Source organism: Pseudomonas sp. 22526 (assembly GCF_052044735.1).
In the GTDB taxonomy this organism is placed as follows: domain Bacteria; phylum Pseudomonadota; class Gammaproteobacteria; order Pseudomonadales; family Pseudomonadaceae; genus Aquipseudomonas; species Aquipseudomonas piscium.
Genome location: NZ_JBQENK010000001.1, coordinates 375836 through 394224 on the forward strand (window position 1 = coordinate 375836; position 18389 = coordinate 394224).

The window sequence follows — 18389 nt, forward strand, 5'->3', positions numbered from 1 at the left end:
AAGCTTTAGTGCAACCCGCCGCCGATCACCAGGATCTCGCCGGTGATCCACCCGGCGTCACTGGACGCGAGGAACGCCACCGCGGGGGCGATGTCCTCGGGTTTGCCGATACGCCCCAGGGGCGTGATGGCCTCGATCTTCTGCCGGAAGGCGTCTTCGAAGAAGCCGCTGGCGTGCACGCCTTCGGTGACCACCAGCCCCGGGTTGACCGAGTTGACCCGGATGTTCTTCGGCCCCAGTTCGTTGGCCAGGGTCCGGGTGACGGCGTCCACCGCGCCTTTGGAGGCGGTGTAGACCGTCGAGTTGGCCGGGGTGAACGAGGTGACGCTGGAGCTGATATTGACGATGCTGCCGCCCTCGGGATTGAACACGCCGACCGCTTCGCGGCTGCACTGGATCAGACCCAGGACATTGAGGTTGAACTGGCGGTGGAACTCCTGCTCTTCGATCTCGGCCAGGGGCGCGGTGGAGTAGACGCCGGCGTTGTTCACCAGGATATCCAGATGGCCATGCTCATGGACGATGGCCTTGAACAGCGCCTTCACTTCCAGTGCATCGCCGACATTCGCCTGGACGGCATGGGCACGGCCGCCCGCCTGCAGGATCTCTTCCACCACCCGCTCGGCCTCTTCGCGGCCGCGGCTGTAGTTGACGATCACCGTGGCGCCGTCCTTGGCCAGTTGCTTGGCGATGGCGGCACCGATGCCCTTGGACGAGCCGGTGACCAGGGCGATTTTCTTGTGCAGTCTTTTCATTTCGTAGGCTTCTCTTCCAGGTTCAGAAACGCGGACCAGGCCTTGAACAATCGGCCTCCGATCCACGAACCCAGCTTATGAGCCACGCCCCGGACGGGTAATAGCTGGTCCTCCAAAATAGCTTTGCCATCGTCCAGAGACGCGGCGACCCTTTGCGCCAGCACTTCTTCGATGGCCCGCTCATAAGCTGCAGGGCGTGGCCAAGGCCCATTGATCCTGGCCCCAGACGGCTGTGGCCGGTGTTTGCCCGGTGGCAGCCAGGCGCTGGCTGACCTTCGGTCCCCGGGCGGGAACATGCGCCCTCCAGCGGCGTCTCCTCTGTATCGACCCTGGCAATTCAGATCCTCTACCTGGAAGGAGGCTGCGCCATGAACCCACGGAGAGACCGGCAGGATATCTCCGGGCCTGGCAAGGAGCCTGTCAGTAAGCTCCAGACTTTGCTGCGCCGCTACGCCGAACCCCTGCCCCCACTCGAGTCCGCGGCTTTCGGCGCGCTGTTCGACCGTTATGCGGACGCCAAAGTGGTGTTGATCGGCGAAGCCAGTCATGGCACCCGGGAGTTCTATCGAGCCCGTGCCACCATCACCCAACGCCTGATCACCCACCACGGCTTCAGGATCGTCGCTATCGAGGCCGATTGGCCCGACGCCGGGCAGATCGACCGGCGCGTGCGCGACCTCGGCCCGTCGACCGTGAGGGAAAAGGCATTCAGCCGCTTTCCGAGCTGGATGTGGCGCAACGTCGAGGTGCGCGACTTCACCCGTTGGCTGCACCACTACAACCGGTCCCTGTCCGCGGACCAGCGCATCGAGTTTCGCGGGCTCGATGTCTATAGCTTGCGCAATTCCATCGGCGAAGTTTTGGCCTACCTCGACAGCACCGACCCGCAGTTGGCGGGTGAAGCGCGCCGGCGTTATGGCTGCCTGACGCCCTGGCAGGACGACCCGGCGCTGTATGGGCATTCTGTCGAGCGCGGCCATGAAGCGTCCTGCGAAGAAGCGGTGGTGCAGCAGTTGAACACCTTGTTGAGCGAACGCCTGGCCGCAAACCCTGAAGCGCTGTTCAGCGCCACGCAGAATGCGCGGGTCATACGTTCCGCCGAGCAGTACTACCGAGCCATGTTCAGAAGCTCGACAGCCTCCTGGAACCTGCGCGACAAGCACATGTTCGACACCTTGCAGGCCTTGCTCGCCCATCGCGGTGCCAACGCCAGGGCTGTGGTCTGGGCGCATAACTCGCACATCGGCAACGCCGCGGCCACCTACATGGGCTGGCGCGGCGAGTTCAACATCGGCCAGCTGTGCCGCATGGCCTATGGCGACAGCGCCGTGCTGATCGGCATGAGCACCGACCGCGGCCAGGTCGTGGCCGCCGATGACTGGGACGGCGACATGGGGATCAAGGAGGTGCGGCCTTCCCTTGCCGACAGCTGGGAGCAGGAGTTTCTCCAGGCGGGCATCCCCGCCTCGCTGACCGACTGGCGCGCGCCCGAACGCGAAGACCTGCGCCAGGCGCTGTCCGAGCCGCTGCTGGAGCGGGCGATCGGGGTCATCTACCGCCCCGCGACGGAGCGCCAGAGTCACTATTTCCATGCTGACCTGGGCGAGCAGTTCGATGCGCTGGTCTGGTTCGAAACGACCAGCGCCCTCACGCCGTTGCCGGTGGCCAGCGGCCCCAGTCATGAAGAGGACACCTTTCCTTTCGGAGTCTAGGCCTCCGCCTTTGCGACGAAGCCTCCTCATGGCCAGTCAGGACTGTGCTCAATGCCCCTCCGGCTCTTCGAGCATGCGCTTGGGGTGCATGCCATTGACCATGCCCATGAACGGCGCGTGGATCGAGTAGCCCAGCATGCGCTGGATATGCTCGCTGCATTGCCGGGCAACGTCGCGCGGGGTCGACAGGATGAAATTCTCCTGCTGGCGCGCCCAGGGTTCGCAGTATTGCGCGGTCAGCGCCAGGCGTGGCGCGCCGCTGTGGTTGGCGCCGCCGCCGTGCCAGAGGGTGCCGAGGAAAAACACCACCGAGCCTTTGGGCATGACCACCGGCTGCACGGCTGCCCGTTCGGCGGCGGTGGGCAGGCGCCCGTCCCACAGATGGCTGCCGGGAATCACCACAGTGGCGCCGTTGTCGCGGGTGAAGTCGTCCAGGGCCATGATCGTCGCCGCTCCATAGGGCGGCCGCGGGCGCGCCATGGGGTAAAAGGCGTCGTCGTAATGCAGGTGCTGGGCGCACTCGCCCGGCAGGATATTGATGGCCTGCAGCTGCGACAGCAGGTAGTTGGGCGCCAGGAGCCGGTCCAGCAGGCCGAGGATCAGCGGGTGCTCCACCAGCGCATCGCAGACCCGGGTTTTCGCAATCACCGCATACAGCCGCTGGGTGCGTGCGCCCTCGAACGAGTTGCGCCCAGTGTGGGAAAAACGCTCGAGCAGGTCCTCGCGCATGCGGCTAACCTGCTGGTCATCGAACAGCCGTTCGAGCACCACGAAGCCGTCACGCTGCAGCTGGCCCATCAGTTCATCGAGCTGCGCGGCGGGCACGGCGGGCTGGGTACCGGCGGTCGACCTATAGGTCCTGGCGCATCCGTTGCTCATGTAGTCGTGCCGCTCGGGCAAGGTTGTTGTTGTCATCGACTGGCTCCTTGGGAGTGGGTCGTATCAATCTGCAGGACGCCGGAGCGACCGCCAATGACGCTTTGTCTCAACTGACATGACCCGCCCCTACCCGCACTGGATCGTCGCCCCGACCATTCCCGCGCGTTTTGTGCGCGAGATGCTGGGGCAACTGCGCCTCGATGCCGGCGCACGCGCGGCCCTGCTGGAGCGCTGCGACTTGCCGATAGAAGCCCTGCGTGATGGCTATCGTGTCGCGCCACTCAACTACCGCGCCTTGAGCCGCCTGAGCGTTGGCCTCGGCGCCGACGAAGCCTTCGGTTTTTTCGCCCGCGCAGTGCCCCTGGGCAGCTTCGAGCAACTGCTGCGCCTGCTGGTGCACCTGCCAACCCTGGCCGATGCCTTCGACGAAGCCGCGCGCTTCTACAAACTGTTCGATGATGCGCCGCCCTGGCGCCTGGAAACCGAGGGCAAGATCGCCCGCCTGCGGCTGACGCCTCGGAGCGGAGCCCAGACCGACTCGGTGCTGTGGCCGCATATGCTGCTGTTGTCGCTCTGGCATACCGGGAGCTGGCTCGCCGGCGAAACCCTGCCGCTGCGGCGGATCGTCCTGCCCCGGCAGCTCACCGGCTTCACCGCGCAAACGCGCTTTCTGTTCGGGCGCCAACCCGTCTTTGGCGCGGGTGCATGGCTGGAGCTGCCCGCGGCGAATCTGCAAGCGCCGCTGATGCGCCGGCCGGCAGAGGTTGCGCGCTTCGCTCGCCAGCTGTTGCCGGCGGTGATCGCTCCCGGGCCATCGGCCAGTTTCGAAGCCCACTTGCGCGGGCTGCTGTGCGCCGCCGAACCCTTTGCCGGGTTGTCGGAAATCCAGGCGGCCAAAGCCCTGGGCATTTCCCGCCAGACCCTGGCCCGCCGCCTGGCCGCCCTGGGCGTGACCTTCCTCGGGGTGCGCGACGAATTGCGCCGCGACCTGGCCTGCACCCTGCTCGCCCGCGGCTCGGTGAGTGTCGCCGAGCTGGCGGAACGCCTGGGCTACTCGGAACCCAGCGCCTTCCAGCGGGCATTCAAACAATGGACCGGGCTGCCACCTGGGGCCTATCGCGGTAGCCGGCGCTGAGCAGCGTCGCCCTCTCGGTGGATTTTTCACCGCCACCCCGTTCTCGAACGCCACGTAAACCGGCATGCTGCGCCACCCTGATCGCCACGGCAGCAGGCCGCCCAGCGGGGAATTTATGCCGGGATGGCGCGGTCTATGCTCGTCAGGGCCGGTGAACAGCAAAAGAGGACATGAAAGATGCGGCGAGTGAGACAGAACCGCTGGGGGATGGGGCTGTTGGCCCTGTTGCTGTGTATTGCGCTGCCGGCCTTCGCGGCCCCGGCGCCCGGGCCGCAGAGCGTCGCCCGCAACCAGCTGCCGCTGCTGGCCGAGGGCGCGGATCTCGATCAGCTCAACGACCGCCTCGAACTGATCCGCCAGAGCGTGTCGGCCAGCGGCAACGATGACCTGCTCTCCGATCTGCGCCAGGCCGCGCTGCAGGTGCAGAAGCAGGCCGACAGCCTGATCGCCGTGCGCGCCACCGACATCGAGCGCCTGGACGACCAGCTCAAGGTCCTGGGCCCGCCGTTGCCCGACGAGGCACCCAGCCTGACCAGCCAGCGCCAGGTGCTGAGCGCGCAGAAGGATGCCCTGCTCGACGAAGAGCGCCAGGCCAACCTGCTCAGCCAGTCCGGCCGCGACCTCGCCGTCCAGATCATCAACCTGCGGCGCAGCCTGTTCAATTCGCAGATCAGCACCCGCTCGGCGAGCCCCCTCAGCCCGGCCTTCTGGTCCACCCTGATCCGCCCCACCGAGGATGACCTCGGGCGCCTGAATCGCCTGTCCGAAGAAGTCTGGACCGCGTTCGAGACGGCGCTGGCCCCCGGCAATCGCGGGCTGTTCATCACCACCCTGGTCATCGCGGCGCTGATCTGGGTGGTCGGCCGGCGCCTGCTGGAGCGCCTGGCGATCTGGTCGATGATCCGCTGGCTGCCCGAAGGCCGCCTGCGCCGCAGTGCCCTGGCGCTGACCATCGGGCTGGCGACCATCGTCACCATCAATACCTCCGCCTCGCTGCTGCGCTGGGGGCTGGTCAACAGTGCGACGCTGAGCCCCGATGTGCTCAACCTGATCGGCCAGTGGCTGACCCTGCTGATTTTCTGCTCCTTTATCGTCGGCCTCGGCCGGGCCATGTTGATGCTGTCGCGCCCGTCCTGGCGCCTGCCGCCGATCCCCGACCAGATCGCCACGGCCCTGGGGCCGTTCCCGCTGATCCTGGCCCTGGCGCTGCTGCTCACCGCCGGCGAAGAACGGATCAACAGCGTGATCGCCAGCAGCCTGGCCCTGACCGTGGCGGTCAACGGCCTGACGGCCCTGGTCACCGCACTGATCTTTTTCTTCGCCCTGCTGCGCCATCGCCGCACCCGGCGGCGCTTCGAGCTGGAACGCCCGGCCGGCATCGCCGGGCTGCTGCCCTTCGTGGTGGCGGTGTGGGTGGCGGTGATCCTGCTGTCGCTGCTCAGCGGCTACCTGAGCCTGGCCTACTTCCTCACCGTCAAGCTGCTGTGGATCAGCGTGGTGACCACCAGCGCCTACCTGCTGATCGCCTGCTTTGGCGACCTCTGCGAAACCCTGCTGTCACCCAAGCAGCCTGGCGGCCTGGCGCTGTCGGCGGCCCTCGGCCTGTCGCCGCGGCACCAGGCCCAGGCCACCACCGTGCTCGCGGGCATCGGCCGGACCCTGCTGCTGTTCACCGCGGCGCTGCTGGCCTTCATGCCGTCCGGGTCGAGCCCGGGGGAACTGCTGGAAGGCTTTGCCCAGCTGGATGTCAGCGGCCGATCCCTGGGCAACCTGAACATCGTGCCCGAGGACCTGCTGCTGGCGGCGGCGTTCCTGGTCGGCGGCATGTTCGCCGTGCGGGTGCTCAAGCGCTGGCTGAGCGAGCGCCTGCTGCCGGAAACCAACATGGACGCCGGCATGCGCGCCTCGCTGGTGACCCTGGTCGGCTACATAGGTTTTGTCCTGCTGGCGATCGTGGTGATGTCGACCCTGCGGATCAACCTGACCAACCTGACCTGGGTGGTCAGTGCCCTGTCGGTAGGTATAGGTTTCGGCCTGCAGGCCATTGTGCAGAACTTCATTTCCGGGCTGATCCTGCTCACCGAGCGGCCGGTGAAGGTCGGCGACTGGGTCAGCCTGGCCGGGGTCGAGGGCGATATCCGCCGGATCAACGTGCGCGCCACCGAGATCCAGATGTCCGACCGCTCCACGGTGATAGTGCCGAACTCGCAGTTCATCTCGCAGAACGTGCGCAACGTGACCATGGACAACGCCCTGGGCGTGGTCGGCATCACCCTGACCCTGCCGCTGGAGACCGATGTGCTGCAGGTGCGCGAGCTGTTGCTGCAGGCCTATGCCGAACATGAGGCGATTCTCAAGGCGCCGGCGACCTCGGTGTCGTTCAAGGATCTGACCAGCAATGGCCTGATCATCAGCGTCAGCGGCTACGTCGGCAGCCCGCGCTCGGTGTCCGGCGCCCGCAGCGACCTGCTGTTCACCATCCTCGGGCGCCTGCGCGAAGTGGGCATCGCCCTGTCGTCGCCGCAGAACCTGATGCTGATCAGCGACAGCCAGGACAAGGCCACGAGCGAACCACCGGCCGCGAATCCTTGAGTCCTGGGCTATCGTGACTGATATCCCGGCGAGTTTTTTCAACCCGAGCGGCCGCTGTCATCGAGGATCCTGACGACAGCCCTGTTTCACCCCAGGCAAGATAAGGAACATCGTGGACGCAAACCCCGACAGCAACACCGTGGACGTTGCCCTGGAGTCGAAACGACTTCCCGTACTGGCGGTCACCATCACCTTCCTGATGGTGGTCGCGGTTTCGATTCTCGGCATCTATGGCATCCAGGTCACCAACAGCAAGGCCCATGAACTGGCGCAGGCCCGGCTGACCTCCGGCAACCTGGCCTTGTCCATCGCGCAACAGGCGACCGATACCTTCGACGAAGCCAACCTGATCCTCGAAGAGCTGATCGAGCGCATCGACGACCTGTCGCCCGAGGCCCTGGAAAAAACCCAGAAGCTGATGAAAAAACGCGTGTTCACCACCGAACAGTTGCACGGCCTGTTCTTCTATGACCGGCAAGGCAACTGGGTGCTCACCTCGTTCGACTACAAGCCGCCCAAGGCGAACAACTCGGACCGCGACTACTTCAAGTTCCACCGCGACAATGTGACCCTGTCCCCCAGGGTCGGGGCGGCCCTGCAAAGCAAGACCACCGGCGACTGGGTGATCCCGTTCTCGCGCCGGGTCAACGACGCCCAGGGCAACTTCAAGGGCGTGGTGCTGGCGACCATCAAGATGGACTACTTCGACACCTTCTTCGATCGCTTCAGCATCGACGACAAGGGCGCGATCTTCCTCGCCCTGCCCCAGGGTACGATCATCGCCAGGCGGCCGTTCGACGAAAAGCTCATAGGTGCGTCCCTGGCCCGGGGCGAAATCTTCTCCGTGCATATACCCCGTGCCCCTGCCGATACGGTCATGGTCAAGTCGATCATCGACGGCGTCGACCGCCTGTTCGGCTACCGGGTGCTGTACAAGTACCCGCTGGTGGTGGCGGCGGCCAATTCCCAGGACTCCATTCTCAGCAGCTGGCGCACCGACACCTACCAGCTGACCGCGATGATCGCCGTGGTGCTGGCGATCAACCTGCTGATCGGCATCCTGCTGTTCAAGCAGGTGCGCAAGGGCCTGTTGGTGGAAAGCCACCTGAAGAAAGCCCGCTCGGTGCTGGAGACCCTGGTGTTGCAGGACGGCCTGACGGGCCTCGCCAACCGCCGGCACCTGGAGCGCAACCTGGAACTGGAATGGCGCCGGGCGGCGCGGCAACGCTCGTCGATCAGCCTGGTCATGCTGGATATCGACCACTTCAAGAGCTTCAACGACCGCTATGGCCATGTGGCGGGCGACCATTGCATCCGCGCCGTCGCCCAGGCCATCAGCCAATGCGTGCACCGGCCCTCGGACCTGGCGGTGCGCTACGGCGGCGAAGAGTTCGCGGTCCTGCTGCCGGACACCGAGCCCGGCGGCGCCTACGTGCTGGCCGAGAGCATCCGCCTGGCGGTAGAGCAACTGGCGATCGAGCATGTCGACAACCCCGGCGGCGTCGTGACCATCAGCCTCGGCGTCTACACCTGCGTGCCCGCCTCCTCCGACTTCAAGAGCCTGCTGATGCAGGCCGACTCGGCGCTGTACATGGCCAAGCGCGCGGGGCGCAACCAGACCGTACCGACCTTGTGAGGAGCTGCAAGCTGCAAGCTCTAAGCCGCAAGCTCTTCTAGCTCTAAGCTTGCCGCTTGTAGCTTGCCGCTTGCAGCTGCCTCTCCTCCAACAAGCGCACGAAGTGGGTCAGGCTGCGCGAGACGGTGCCGCGGCGCCAGATCAGCCAGGTCTGCAGGAAACGGTACGGCTGTGCCAGCTGCCAGATGCTCACCGTGCCGCAGCCCGGCATGCTGTCGAGCATGCTGCGGGGCATCAGCGCCAGGCCGGCGCCGGCACTGACGCAGGCCAGCATGCCGTGGTAGGACTCCATCTCGTGGATCTTGCCGGGTACCGCGCCATCCTCGCTGAACCAGCGCTCGAAGTGATGGCGGTAGGAGCAGTTGGCGCGAAAGGCGTAGATGCTCTCGCCGTTGACGTCGCGCCCGCGGGTGATGGGCGCATGCCCCAGCGGCGCGATGATGACCATTTCCTCGTCGAACACCGGCACCCCTTCCAGACTCGGGTGCAGCACCGGGCCATCGACGAAGGCCGCGGCCAGGCGCCCGGACAGCACGCCATCGATCATGGTCCCGGAGGGGCCGGTGGACAGGTCCAGCTCGACCTTGACGTGCTTCTGGTTATAGGCCGCCAGCAATGCCGGAATCCTCACCGCCGCCGTGCTCTCCAGGGAGCCCAGGGAAAACGGGCCCTGGGGTTCTTCCCCGGCCACCGTCAACCGCGCTTCCTGCACCAGGTCGAGAATCCGCCGGGCGTAGTCGAGGAAACTCCAGCCGGCCGGCGACAGGCGCAGGCGGCTCTTTTCGCGGATAAACAGCTCCACCCCCAGGTCCTGCTCCAGCTGCTTGATCCGCGTGGTCAGGTTGGAAGGCACCCGGTGGATGAGTTGCGCCGCCGCGCTGATGCTGCCCTTTTCGGCCACCGCCTTGAAGATTTCCAGCTGCACCAGGTCCATCTCATTCTCCAAACGTGAAAGATATGCTCTTTATTATTCAGTTTTCATAAGCCTCTTGCCAGCCTAACCTGCAGCCATTCCCCGGCCCACAGGACGCTGCCATGACCATGGTTTCCAGCCAGACCCACGCCATTTCGATCAACCCCGCCAATGGCGAGCAGATCGCCCATTACCCCTATGAATCTGCCGAGGCGCTGGACGCCGACCTGGCCCGCGCCGCGGCTGCCGCAGCCCAGTGGCGCCGCAGCAGCCTGGAACAGCGCTCGGCCCTGCTGCTCGCCCTGGCCAAGGCCCTGCGCGACAACGGCGAAACCCTGGCCCGCAGCATCACCCTGGAAATGGGCAAGCCGATCGCCCAGGCCCGCGGCGAGATCGAAAAATGCGCCCAACTCTGTGAGTGGTATGCCACCGAAGGCCCGGCGATGCTCGCCCCCGAGCCGGCCCCGGTGCCGAACGGCAAGGCGCGCATCGAATACCGGCCGCTGGGTCCGATCCTCGCGGTAATGCCGTGGAACTTCCCGATCTGGCAGGTATTGCGCGGCGCGGTGCCGGCGCTGATCGCCGGTAATACCTACGTGCTCAAGCATGCGCCGAATGTCATGGGCAGCGCCTACCTGCTGCTGGAAGCCTTCCAGCGCGCCGGTTTTCCCCAAGGCGTGTTCGAGGTGATCAACGTCACCCCGGACGGCGTCTCCCGGGCCATCGCCGACCCACGCATCGCCGCCGTGACCCTCACCGGCAGCGTGCGCGCCGGCATGGCCATCGGTGCCCAGGCCGGTGCAGCCCTGAAGAAATGCGTGCTTGAACTCGGCGGTTCCGATCCCTTTATCGTGCTCAACGACGCCGACCTGGACGCCGCCGTGCAGGCTGCGGTGATCGGCCGCTACCAGAACACCGGGCAGGTCTGCGCCGCCGCCAAGCGCCTGATCGTCGAACAAGGGGTGGTGGAGGCCTTTACCGAGAAGTTCGTCGCCGCCACCCGCAAGCTGCTGGTGGGCGACCCGCTGGCCAGCGACACCTACATCGGCCCGATGGCGCGCTTCGACCTGCGCGACGAGCTGGACGAGCAAGTACAGGCCACCTTGAGCGAAGGCGCGACCCTGCTGCTGGGCGGCGCCAAGGCCGAAGGCCCGGGCAACTTCTATCAGCCTACGGTGCTGGCCGGCGTCACCGACCAGATGACCTCGTTCAAGCAGGAGCTGTTCGGACCAGTGGCCTCGATCATCAGCGCCCGGGATGCACAACACGCCCTGGAGCTGGCCAACGACAGCGAATTCGGCCTGGCCTCGACCATCTACACCCGGGACCTGGCCCTGGCCGAACGCCTGACCGCCGAGCTGGAAACCGGCGGCGTGTTCATCAACGGCTACTGCGCCAGCGATCCGCGGGTGACCTTCGGCGGCGTGAAGAAAAGCGGTTTCGGCCGTGAGCTGTCGCACTTCGGCGTCCGCGAGTTCTGCAACGCGCAGACGGTGTGGCTGGACCGTAACTGATCCTTCCCCCTTCCCACTGTAGGAGCGAGCTTGCTCGCGATGGTCGTGANTGCGTCCATCGCGAGCAAGCTCGCTCCTACAGTCGATCTCCTGTTCCTTCCCCCTGCGCAATATCTCAGCGGCGGTCATCGGACAGTGGCGTCGGCTCGTTCGGTGCCGGCAGGTCGGGGTCCATCGGCCGCCGGCTGTCATCGTCACGCCGCTTATCCCGTTCGGCATCACTGTTGACGTTGGGATCGATCACCGGGTCGTGCCGGCGGGCCGGTTGCAGAGGGTCGGGTTCAGGAGTGCGGGGCTCGCTGGGGTCATGCATCGACTGGATCATGGTGCACCTCACGGCGGGCCCGGTGAATCCGGGCCCTACTCCGTTAGGCACCGGGCCGGGCCACCGGGTGCGAGGCAATGGATGAGCGGTCGCCCGGCCCTCCTGGCCAGGCATGCGCTGGGCGAAACTTTCGCCGCCGCCCGGGCTCAATCCTAGAGCCAGGTCACGCATCGTGGCCAAGACTGGGAGGCCGTCCGATGACCGAGCACATCGTGCATTTTCACTGCCAGATCGACCAGGGCACCACCGAGCGTTTTCGCGACAGTTGCCTGGAAGCCATAGAGCAAGGCGCCACTTCCCTGCTGCTGAACCTGTCCACCACCGGCGGCAGCACCAATTTCGGCTTCACCCTCTACACCTTTCTCAAATCGCTGCCGGTGCCGCTGTGCGCGATCAACGCAGGCAACATCGAGTCCATGGGCATCATCATGTTTCTCGCCGCCAACCGGCGCATCACCGCGCCGCATTCGCGATTCCTGATCCACCCGATGAACTGGTACTTCAGCCAGAACTCGGTGGATCACCAGCGCCTGCGCGAATACCTCTCCAGCCTGGACAACGACCTGGCGCGCTACGTGAAAATCTACGAGCTGGAAACCGCCGACGCGGCGACCCAGCTGGACATCTTCAAATGCCTGTCGGCCGAGGAAAAGGTCATCGCCGCCCATGAGTCGCTGGCCTACGGCATCGCCCACGAGGTGCGCCAGGTGGTCTTCGCCGACGACGTCAAGCACTGGAAAGTCTCCGGCGGCTGACGCAGGAACACCAGCGTCCGAGGGCACGTCGTTGAGGGCGGCCGGCGTTTGCCCGACCGTCAGACCGACAGGACCTCGGGCCTCGATCCGACAGGCCCTATAAACCGGCTTAATGCCGGATAACCGGCCGCGAGCAATAGATCCCCGCCATTCGTCGTCCCGCAGGAAACTTTTTCAAACTTTCGTTTGCGCTTCATTTCCCAATCTTGCGAGGTGTCAAATCGCTCACTATCGAGGATTGAAAAATGGCTACCAGCGGAAAAAACCCACTCATGGGCAACAAGGACACGCAAAAACCTTCCCCAGCCGGCAAGAAATCCGGCGGCCAGGGCTCGGGGGGCAACATCCCCGCCGATCGGCAAAAAGCCCCTGGCGCAGGCAAAAAAGGCGGCGCCCAAGGCGCCGGTGGCGGCACCCGGAAAGCCTGACCCACAGCGCCGGAGTGTCGTCCCCCGACGCACTCCGGCTGCTGCACACACAACCCCCGGCACCGGCCGGCACGGGCCGGTTCCGGTCGCGCGCGACAGGCTATGCTTAGGCCTCTGTAAAACCACTTCGATGAAAAGCAGCGGATGAAAATAGGCCTGATCTCCGACACCCACGGCTTGCTCCGCCCCGGCGCGCTGGCGGCGCTGCAAGGCTGCGCGCATATCCTGCATGCCGGCGATATCGGCGACCCGCAGATACTCGCCGCCCTCGGGCACCTGGCGCCGGTGACCGCGGTGTTCGGCAATGTCGATCAGCCCCATGACTGGGCCCACGCCCTGCCCCGTCACATCACCCTGAAGCTCGATGGCCTCGACCTGCTGCTCTGCCATGTCCTGGCCGAGGTGCCGAAGCCTCTGCCGCCGGGGGTGCGGGTGGTGGTTACCGGCCACTCCCATCAGCCGCGGCAGTTCTGGCAGGACGACGTGCTCTATATCAACCCGGGCAGCGCCGGGCCGAGGCGCTTCAAGCTGCCGGTCAGCCTGGGTTACCTGATCCTCGAGGCCGGCCAGGTCGAAGGTCACCTGGTCGAACTGGCGGTCTAGCGGCCCACCACCTGTCGGGTCGAGCATGACCGGCTATCGGAGCGCGGCCATCAGCCGGGCTTTCCAGGGTCCACACTTAACCCAGCGACTTCCGGCGTTCATGACAAAAGCCGAGCGAAGCCACCTGGCCGGGCTGCGTTGCGCCCTCTGACAGAAGATCCCGGCCCTGCACCAGGAAAGATGACGCGCAAGGAGGACCAAGGGCGCGGAACGTGCAGGAGAAAAGCGATGACCTTTTATGTCGTGGCCCGCCTCGACCAGTTGCCCGAAGACCGTGGCACTCGGGTCCAGGTCGGTACCGAAGCGGTGCTGCTGATTCGCACGGGCAATCAGGTCCAGGCCTACCAGGCCGATTGCCCCCACGCCGGGGCGCCGCTGGAACAGGGCGCGGTGTATCAGGAGCGACTGATCTGCCCCTGGCACAAGGGCGCTTTTGCCTGCGACAGCGGGCAACTCTGCGAGCCGCCGCCCCTGGCGAGCCTCAAGCGCTACAGGGTGGACATCCGCCACGACGACCGGGTCTGGGTTGCCGACCAGCCCATGGCCGACCCCGTGGTGCCACGCCCGGCCGATCCGCGCCGGTTCGTGGTGATCGGCGCCGGCGCCGCCGGTGCTGCGGCGGTGGCGACCCTGCGGGCCGAGGGCCTGGGCAACAACCTGACCTGGATCGACAAGGAAGTGCAGCCGGCCTATGACCGTACCGCCCTGAGCAAATACGTGCTGGCCGGCGAGATGCCGCCTTCGGAAGTTCCGCCCCTGCTCGAACCGGAGTTTTATCGCGAGGCCGATGTGCAGTTGCTGCAAGCCGAAGTCCTGCGTCTCGACCCGGGCCGGCGGCAGATCCTCCTGGCCGACGGCCAGTGCCTGGACTACGACGCCGCGCTCCTGGCCACCGGCGCCGAACCGCGCCTGCCGGCCATCGAGGGGGCCGACCTGCCGGGGGTGTTCATGCTGCGCACGCGGGAGGATGCCGCGCGCCTGCTGGAACAGGCCCGGCCCGGTAAACGGGTGGCGATCATCGGCGACAGTTTCATCGGCCTGGAAGCCGCCTCGGCCCTGCGCAAACGCGGGCTGATGGTGCACCTGATCGGCCGCCACCAGGTGCCGCTGCAACGCCAGTTGGGGGAACGCATCGGCAGCGCCGTGCGCGCCCTGCACGAACAGCACGGGGTGATCTACTACGCCGGTTGCGAAGCCCGGGCCCTGGTCGGCGAGGACCAGGTGCAACAGGTTGTCCTCGACAACGACCAGCGCATCGCCGTCGACCTGGTGCTGTTCGGCACCGGCGTCAGCCCTGCCACGGCCTTCGTCGAAGGCCTCGAGCTGGCCGAGGACGGTTCGCTCAAGGCCGATGCCAGCCTGGCCGTGGCCGACGGCCTGTGGGCGGCCGGCGACATCGTGAGTTATCCCTGCGACGGCCGCTCCCAGCGCATCGAACACTGGCGCGTGGCCCAGCAGCAGGGCCGGCTGGCCGCCTGCAACATGCTTGGCGAACAGCTGAGTTTCAGCGTGGTGCCCTTCTTCTGGACCTACTTCTACGACCAGACCTTCGAGGTGCTCGGCCACGCCCGCCGGTGGAACCAGATCGTCTTCGAGGGCGAGCCGGAGCAGTACCGTTTTATCGCCTTGCTGTGTTTCAACGAACAGGTGGAATCGGTGGTCGCCTGCGAGTACCCAAGGGCCATGGCAGTGTTGTCGCAACGCATGCAGCGGCCGCTGTCGCGCAGCGAGGCCCTGGAACTGATCCAGCGGACGCCGGAATAACGTTGATCAGCGGCCATCCAAGAAGATCCGGGACTCAGGGTTTTCGGTTGCTGCGCAACCGATCGCAGCCTCGCGGGCTCGGCAGCGGCTACACCGGCAACAGGGTTGCTGTAGCCGCTGCCGCAGGCTGCGATCGGGCGAGGCGGCATTCCGACGTAGCGCTCGTGGAACCGGCGCCCCGATGGATCCGATCAGGCCTTGCGCAGTTGTTCCAGCAACGCCTGGAGCGGATGCTGCAGGCCCTGCCCCTCCTGGCGCTTGACCTGGCTGCGGCAGGAATAACCGTCGGCCAGCAGTCGTCCGCCCTGGCCATGGCGCGCCACCAGCGGCTGCCAGGACTGCTGGTAGATCACCTGCGAAGTCGCCAGGTTGCGGGTCTCGTGGCCGTAGGTCCCGGACATGCCGCAGCAACCGCTGGCCAGTACCTGCAACTTCAGGCCCATACGGGCGAACACCTGCTGCCAGAGGCCGATGCTGGCGGGCTCGTTGGTCTTTTCGGTGCAGTGTGGGAGGAACTGATAAAGCTCAGCCTCAGAGTTCGGGCTCGCTTCTGCCGATGCCTCAGGCAACACCCGGGCCAGCCATTCCTGCGGCAACAGCACCTCGGGCGCCTGAGCCGCACCCAGGGTCTTGCGGTATTCCTGGCGGTAGACCAGGGTCATCGCCGGGTCGAGGCCGACCAGGGGCACGCCGCTGGCCTGCAGTTGCAGCAGCGACTGCGCGTTGTAGCGCGCGGCCCGGGCAAAGGCGCCGAGGAAACCCTGGACCTGCAGGGGCTTGCCATTCGGCGCGAAAGGCGCGAGGTAGACCTGGAAGCCCAGGCGCTCGATCAGCTCCAGCCACTCGGCCGCCAGCGGCGTCTCGAAGAACCGGGTAAAGGCGTCCTGCACCAGGATCACGCTGCGCTGGCGCTGCTCTTCGGACAGCGCCGCCAGTTGCGCGGCGTTGGCCATGCGCACATTGCGCCGGTGGCACACTGCCTGGAAATCCAGGGTGCTGAGCAACGGGCTGTCGACCATGCCCGCCAGGTGCTTCAGGGCACGGCTGACCGGCGCCGCGCCGATCAGCGCGTTGTACAACCGTGGCAGGCGCGCCAGATAAGGAACGCTGAACTCCAGGGAGCCGATCAGGTAATCCTTCAGCGGCCGCAGGTAACGCCCGTGGTACAGTTCGAGGAAACGCGAGCGGAACTCCGGCACATTGACCTTGACCGGGCACTGCCCTGCGCAAGACTTGCACGCCAGGCAGCCGGCCATGGCGTCGTACACCTCATGGGAAAAGTCCTCACGCCCGGCCAGCCGCGCCGCGCTGTTGTAGACGCGCCGGGCCAGGTTGGAAAGCCGCGCGCCACCGCCGTTCAGCACATCCACCCCCTGCTCGCCTTGCAGGCGCAGCCACTCGCGGATCAGCGAGGCGCGGCCCTTGGGCGAATGAATGCGGTTGCGGGTGGCCTTCCACGACGGGCACATGGCGTCGTCCGGGTCAAAGTTGTAGCAGGCGCCGTTGCCGTTGCAGTGCAGGGCGCTGTCATAGCTCTGCCAGACGCGCTCGTCGATGGTGCGGTCGAGTTCGCCGCGCAGCACCACTTCGTCGACCCGGGTCAGGCGCGCTTCAGGCACCGAGGCCGGAGTGGCGATCTTGCCGGGGTTGAGCTGGTTGAACGGGTCGAACGCGGCCTTCAGCGCCTGCAGCGACGGATAGAGTTCGCCGAAATAGTCCGGCACGTACTGCGAGCGCAGGCCCTTGCCATGCTCGCCCCACAGCAGGCCACCGTGCTTGTGGGTCAGCGCTGCCACCGCGTCGGAGATCGGCCGGACCAAGGCCGCCTGCTTGGGGTCCTTCATGTCGAGGATCGGCCGCACGTGCAGCACGCCGGCGTCGACATGGCCGAACATGCCGTATTGCAGGCCGTAGCCATCGAGCAATGCACGAAACTCGAGGATGTAGTCCGCCAGGTTCTCCGGCGGCACTGCGGTGTCTTCGACAAAGGGCTGCGGCCGCGCCTCGCCCTGGACGTTGCCCAGCAGGCCGACCGCGCGCTTGCGCATGGCGTACACCTGGTTCACCGCCTGGGCGCCTATGGCCAGGGTGTGGCCCAGGCGCACCACCGAGCTGTCCTGCTGCAGGTGCCGGACAAAGGCGTCGACCCGCTGTTCCAGCTCCTCCTGGTCGTCGCCGCTGAACTCGATCAGGTTGATGCCCAGGGTCGGGGTGTCCGCCTGCTCGGGGAAATAACGGGCCACGCCGTGCCAGACGATGTCCTGCATGGCCAACATCAGCACCTTGGAGTCCACCGTCTCGATCGACAGCGGTTTCAGCGCCATCAAGGCCTTGGCGTCGCGCAGCGCATCCATGAAGCCGGCATAACGCACGTTGACCAGGATCGAGTGCCGGGGAATCGGCAGTACATTCAGCCGCGCCTCGACGATAAAGCCCAGGGAGCCCTCGGAACCGCAGAGCACGCTGTTGAGGTTGAATTGCTCCGGGGTCTCGCGCAGATGCGCCAGGTCATAGCCGGTCAGGCAGCGGTTGAGCTTGGGAAAGATCGCCTCGATCAGCTCGGCCTGGTGGTCGGCGATGTCCTGGGCGCAGCGGTAGACCTCGCCGATCCGCCCTGGCTGCGCGGTTTCCTGCTCCAACTGCCGGTTGTCGATGAGCGCGCTGTCCAGGCGGCTGCCGCCCAGCAGCACGGTGCTCAACGCCAGTACGTGGTCGCGGGTCTTGCCGTAGGTGCAACTGCCCTGGCCGCTGGCGTCGGTGTTGATCATGCCGCCGACGGTGGCGCGGTTGGAGGTCGAGAGTTCAGGGGCGAAGAACAGGCCGTGGGGCTTGAGGGCGGCGTTCAGCTGGTCCTTGACCACCCCGCTCTGCACCCGCACCCAGCGCTCCTCGACGTTGATCTCGAGGATCTGGTTCATGTGCCGCGACAGGTCGACCACTATGCCGTCGGTCAGCGACTGGCCATTGGTGCCGGTGCCGCCGCCACGGGGGGTGAGCACCACCGCGCGATGTTCCGGGCTCGCCGCCAGCCGGGCCAGCCGCTCGACGTCCGCCACATCCCGGGGAAAGACCGCGGCTTGCGGCAGCCTCTGGTAGATCGAGTTGTCGGTGGCCAGCACCGTGCGCAGGCCCAGGTCACGGGCAATCTCGCCACGAAAACCATCGGCGGCCAGGGCGTCGAGGAAGCCCTGGTAGTGGGCCTGCGGGTCGCGTTCGGGGGCAAGCAGAGCAATCATCAAAAAGGCTTCCAGACAGAGAAAAGGCGCAGCGGTGCATGCAAAACACGTATGCTTGCACGCAACCCAAGGGCGGCAGAATAGGCAATAAGGCGTATTTTCCGCTGCCCGCGCCTTGGGGACAAATGTATTTCCTGCGGCA

The 18389-nt window shown here is 66.1% G+C and carries 14 protein-coding genes; 9 read left to right on the forward strand and 5 right to left on the reverse strand.

Going from position 1 to position 18389, the window contains the following annotated elements; all coding sequences use genetic code 11:
* Positions 1-5: 5 nt before the first annotated feature.
* Entirely contained in the window at positions 6-755 is a 750-nt protein-coding gene (locus ACTJKT_RS01690; RefSeq protein WP_440785950.1) for an SDR family NAD(P)-dependent oxidoreductase, read from the reverse strand.
* 368 nt (positions 756-1123) lie between these two features.
* On the opposite strand from ACTJKT_RS01690, the gene ACTJKT_RS01695 reads away from it, so the two are divergent.
* Entirely contained in the window at positions 1124-2467 is a 1344-nt protein-coding gene (locus ACTJKT_RS01695; protein ID WP_440785951.1) for an erythromycin esterase family protein, read from the forward strand.
* A gap of 48 nt (positions 2468-2515) precedes the next feature.
* Here ACTJKT_RS01695 and ACTJKT_RS01700 read toward each other — a convergent pair whose 3' ends face one another.
* Positions 2516-3382 (reverse strand): phytanoyl-CoA dioxygenase family protein, encoded by an 867-nt coding sequence (locus ACTJKT_RS01700; protein WP_440785952.1) that lies wholly within the window; start codon positions 3380-3382, stop codon positions 2516-2518.
* Positions 3383-3461: 79 nt separating this feature from the next.
* Here ACTJKT_RS01700 and ACTJKT_RS01705 point away from each other — a divergent pair, with 79 nt between their 5' ends.
* From ACTJKT_RS01705 to ACTJKT_RS01715, 3 genes are all read left to right on the forward strand, one after another.
* On the forward strand, positions 3462-4481 hold the full coding sequence (locus ACTJKT_RS01705) for a helix-turn-helix domain-containing protein (protein WP_440785953.1): 1020 nt from the start codon (positions 3462-3464) through the stop codon (positions 4479-4481).
* 177 nt (positions 4482-4658) lie between these two features.
* Entirely contained in the window at positions 4659-7073 is a 2415-nt protein-coding gene (locus ACTJKT_RS01710) for a DUF3772 domain-containing protein (RefSeq protein ID WP_440785954.1), read from the forward strand.
* Between the two features lie 112 nt (positions 7074-7185).
* Complete coding sequence (locus ACTJKT_RS01715) at positions 7186-8709, forward strand: sensor domain-containing diguanylate cyclase (RefSeq protein ID WP_440785955.1); 1524 nt, start codon at positions 7186-7188, stop codon at positions 8707-8709.
* 43 nt (positions 8710-8752) lie between these two features.
* On the opposite strand, the gene ptrR is transcribed toward ACTJKT_RS01715, so the two are convergent.
* Positions 8753-9643, reverse strand: a complete 891-nt coding sequence (gene ptrR / locus ACTJKT_RS01720) for a putrescine utilization regulator PtrR (RefSeq protein WP_440785956.1) — start codon at positions 9641-9643, stop codon at positions 8753-8755.
* A gap of 101 nt (positions 9644-9744) precedes the next feature.
* On the opposite strand from ptrR, the gene ACTJKT_RS01725 reads away from it, so the two are divergent.
* Positions 9745-11136: an aldehyde dehydrogenase family protein gene (locus ACTJKT_RS01725; RefSeq protein WP_440785957.1), complete on the forward strand. Its 1392-nt coding sequence runs from the start codon at positions 9745-9747 to the stop codon at positions 11134-11136.
* A 115-nt stretch (positions 11137-11251) separates the two neighbouring features.
* On the opposite strand, the gene ACTJKT_RS01730 is transcribed toward ACTJKT_RS01725, so the two are convergent.
* Positions 11252-11449 carry a hypothetical protein gene (locus ACTJKT_RS01730; protein ID WP_440785958.1) on the reverse strand — a complete coding sequence of 66 codons (198 nt, stop codon included), beginning with the start codon at positions 11447-11449 and terminating at the stop codon, positions 11252-11254.
* 209 nt (positions 11450-11658) lie between these two features.
* On the opposite strand from ACTJKT_RS01730, the gene ACTJKT_RS01735 reads away from it, so the two are divergent.
* From ACTJKT_RS01735 to ACTJKT_RS01750, 4 genes are all read left to right on the forward strand, one after another.
* The gene (locus tag ACTJKT_RS01735) at positions 11659-12216 is read left to right on the forward strand and encodes an ATP-dependent Clp protease proteolytic subunit (protein ID WP_063430976.1); all 558 of its coding nucleotides are present in this window, start codon (positions 11659-11661) and stop codon (positions 12214-12216) included.
* Between the two features lie 245 nt (positions 12217-12461).
* Positions 12462-12644 carry a general stress protein gene (locus ACTJKT_RS01740; protein ID WP_440785959.1) on the forward strand — a complete coding sequence of 61 codons (183 nt, stop codon included), beginning with the start codon at positions 12462-12464 and terminating at the stop codon, positions 12642-12644.
* Between the two features lie 144 nt (positions 12645-12788).
* The gene (locus ACTJKT_RS01745) at positions 12789-13247 is read left to right on the forward strand and encodes a metallophosphoesterase family protein (protein ID WP_097303604.1); all 459 of its coding nucleotides are present in this window, start codon (positions 12789-12791) and stop codon (positions 13245-13247) included.
* A gap of 228 nt (positions 13248-13475) precedes the next feature.
* The gene (locus ACTJKT_RS01750) at positions 13476-15011 is read left to right on the forward strand and encodes an FAD-dependent oxidoreductase (RefSeq protein ID WP_440785960.1); all 1536 of its coding nucleotides are present in this window, start codon (positions 13476-13478) and stop codon (positions 15009-15011) included.
* Between the two features lie 191 nt (positions 15012-15202).
* Here ACTJKT_RS01750 and ydiJ read toward each other — a convergent pair whose 3' ends face one another.
* On the reverse strand, positions 15203-18247 hold the full coding sequence (gene ydiJ, locus ACTJKT_RS01755; RefSeq protein WP_440785961.1) for a D-2-hydroxyglutarate dehydrogenase YdiJ: 3045 nt from the start codon (positions 18245-18247) through the stop codon (positions 15203-15205).
* Positions 18248-18389 lie beyond the last annotated feature (142 nt).

Excerpts from the sequence above, each read along its gene's own strand:
- ACTJKT_RS01705 (WP_440785953.1), top strand. The coding sequence starts at position 3,462 with ATGACCCGCCCCTACCCGCACTGGATCGTCGCCCCGACCATTCCCGCG.
- ptrR (WP_440785956.1), bottom strand. The coding sequence starts at position 9,643 with ATGGACCTGGTGCAGCTGGAAATCTTCAAGGCGGTGGCCGAAAAGGGC.
- ACTJKT_RS01690 (WP_440785950.1), bottom strand. The coding sequence starts at position 755 with ATGAAAAGACTGCACAAGAAAATCGCCCTGGTCACCGGCTCGTCCAAG.
- ACTJKT_RS01745 (WP_097303604.1), top strand. The coding sequence starts at position 12,789 with ATGAAAATAGGCCTGATCTCCGACACCCACGGCTTGCTCCGCCCCGGC.
- ACTJKT_RS01695 (WP_440785951.1), top strand. The coding sequence starts at position 1,124 with ATGAACCCACGGAGAGACCGGCAGGATATCTCCGGGCCTGGCAAGGAG.
- ACTJKT_RS01740 (WP_440785959.1), top strand. The coding sequence starts at position 12,462 with ATGGCTACCAGCGGAAAAAACCCACTCATGGGCAACAAGGACACGCAA.
- ACTJKT_RS01710 (WP_440785954.1), top strand. The coding sequence starts at position 4,659 with ATGCGGCGAGTGAGACAGAACCGCTGGGGGATGGGGCTGTTGGCCCTG.
- ACTJKT_RS01750 (WP_440785960.1), top strand. The coding sequence starts at position 13,476 with ATGACCTTTTATGTCGTGGCCCGCCTCGACCAGTTGCCCGAAGACCGT.
- ydiJ (WP_440785961.1), bottom strand. The coding sequence starts at position 18,247 with ATGATTGCTCTGCTTGCCCCCGAACGCGACCCGCAGGCCCACTACCAG.
- ACTJKT_RS01700 (WP_440785952.1), bottom strand. The coding sequence starts at position 3,382 with ATGACAACAACAACCTTGCCCGAGCGGCACGACTACATGAGCAACGGA.
- ACTJKT_RS01730 (WP_440785958.1), bottom strand. The coding sequence starts at position 11,449 with ATGCATGACCCCAGCGAGCCCCGCACTCCTGAACCCGACCCTCTGCAA.
- ACTJKT_RS01735 (WP_063430976.1), top strand. The coding sequence starts at position 11,659 with ATGACCGAGCACATCGTGCATTTTCACTGCCAGATCGACCAGGGCACC.
- ACTJKT_RS01725 (WP_440785957.1), top strand. The coding sequence starts at position 9,745 with ATGACCATGGTTTCCAGCCAGACCCACGCCATTTCGATCAACCCCGCC.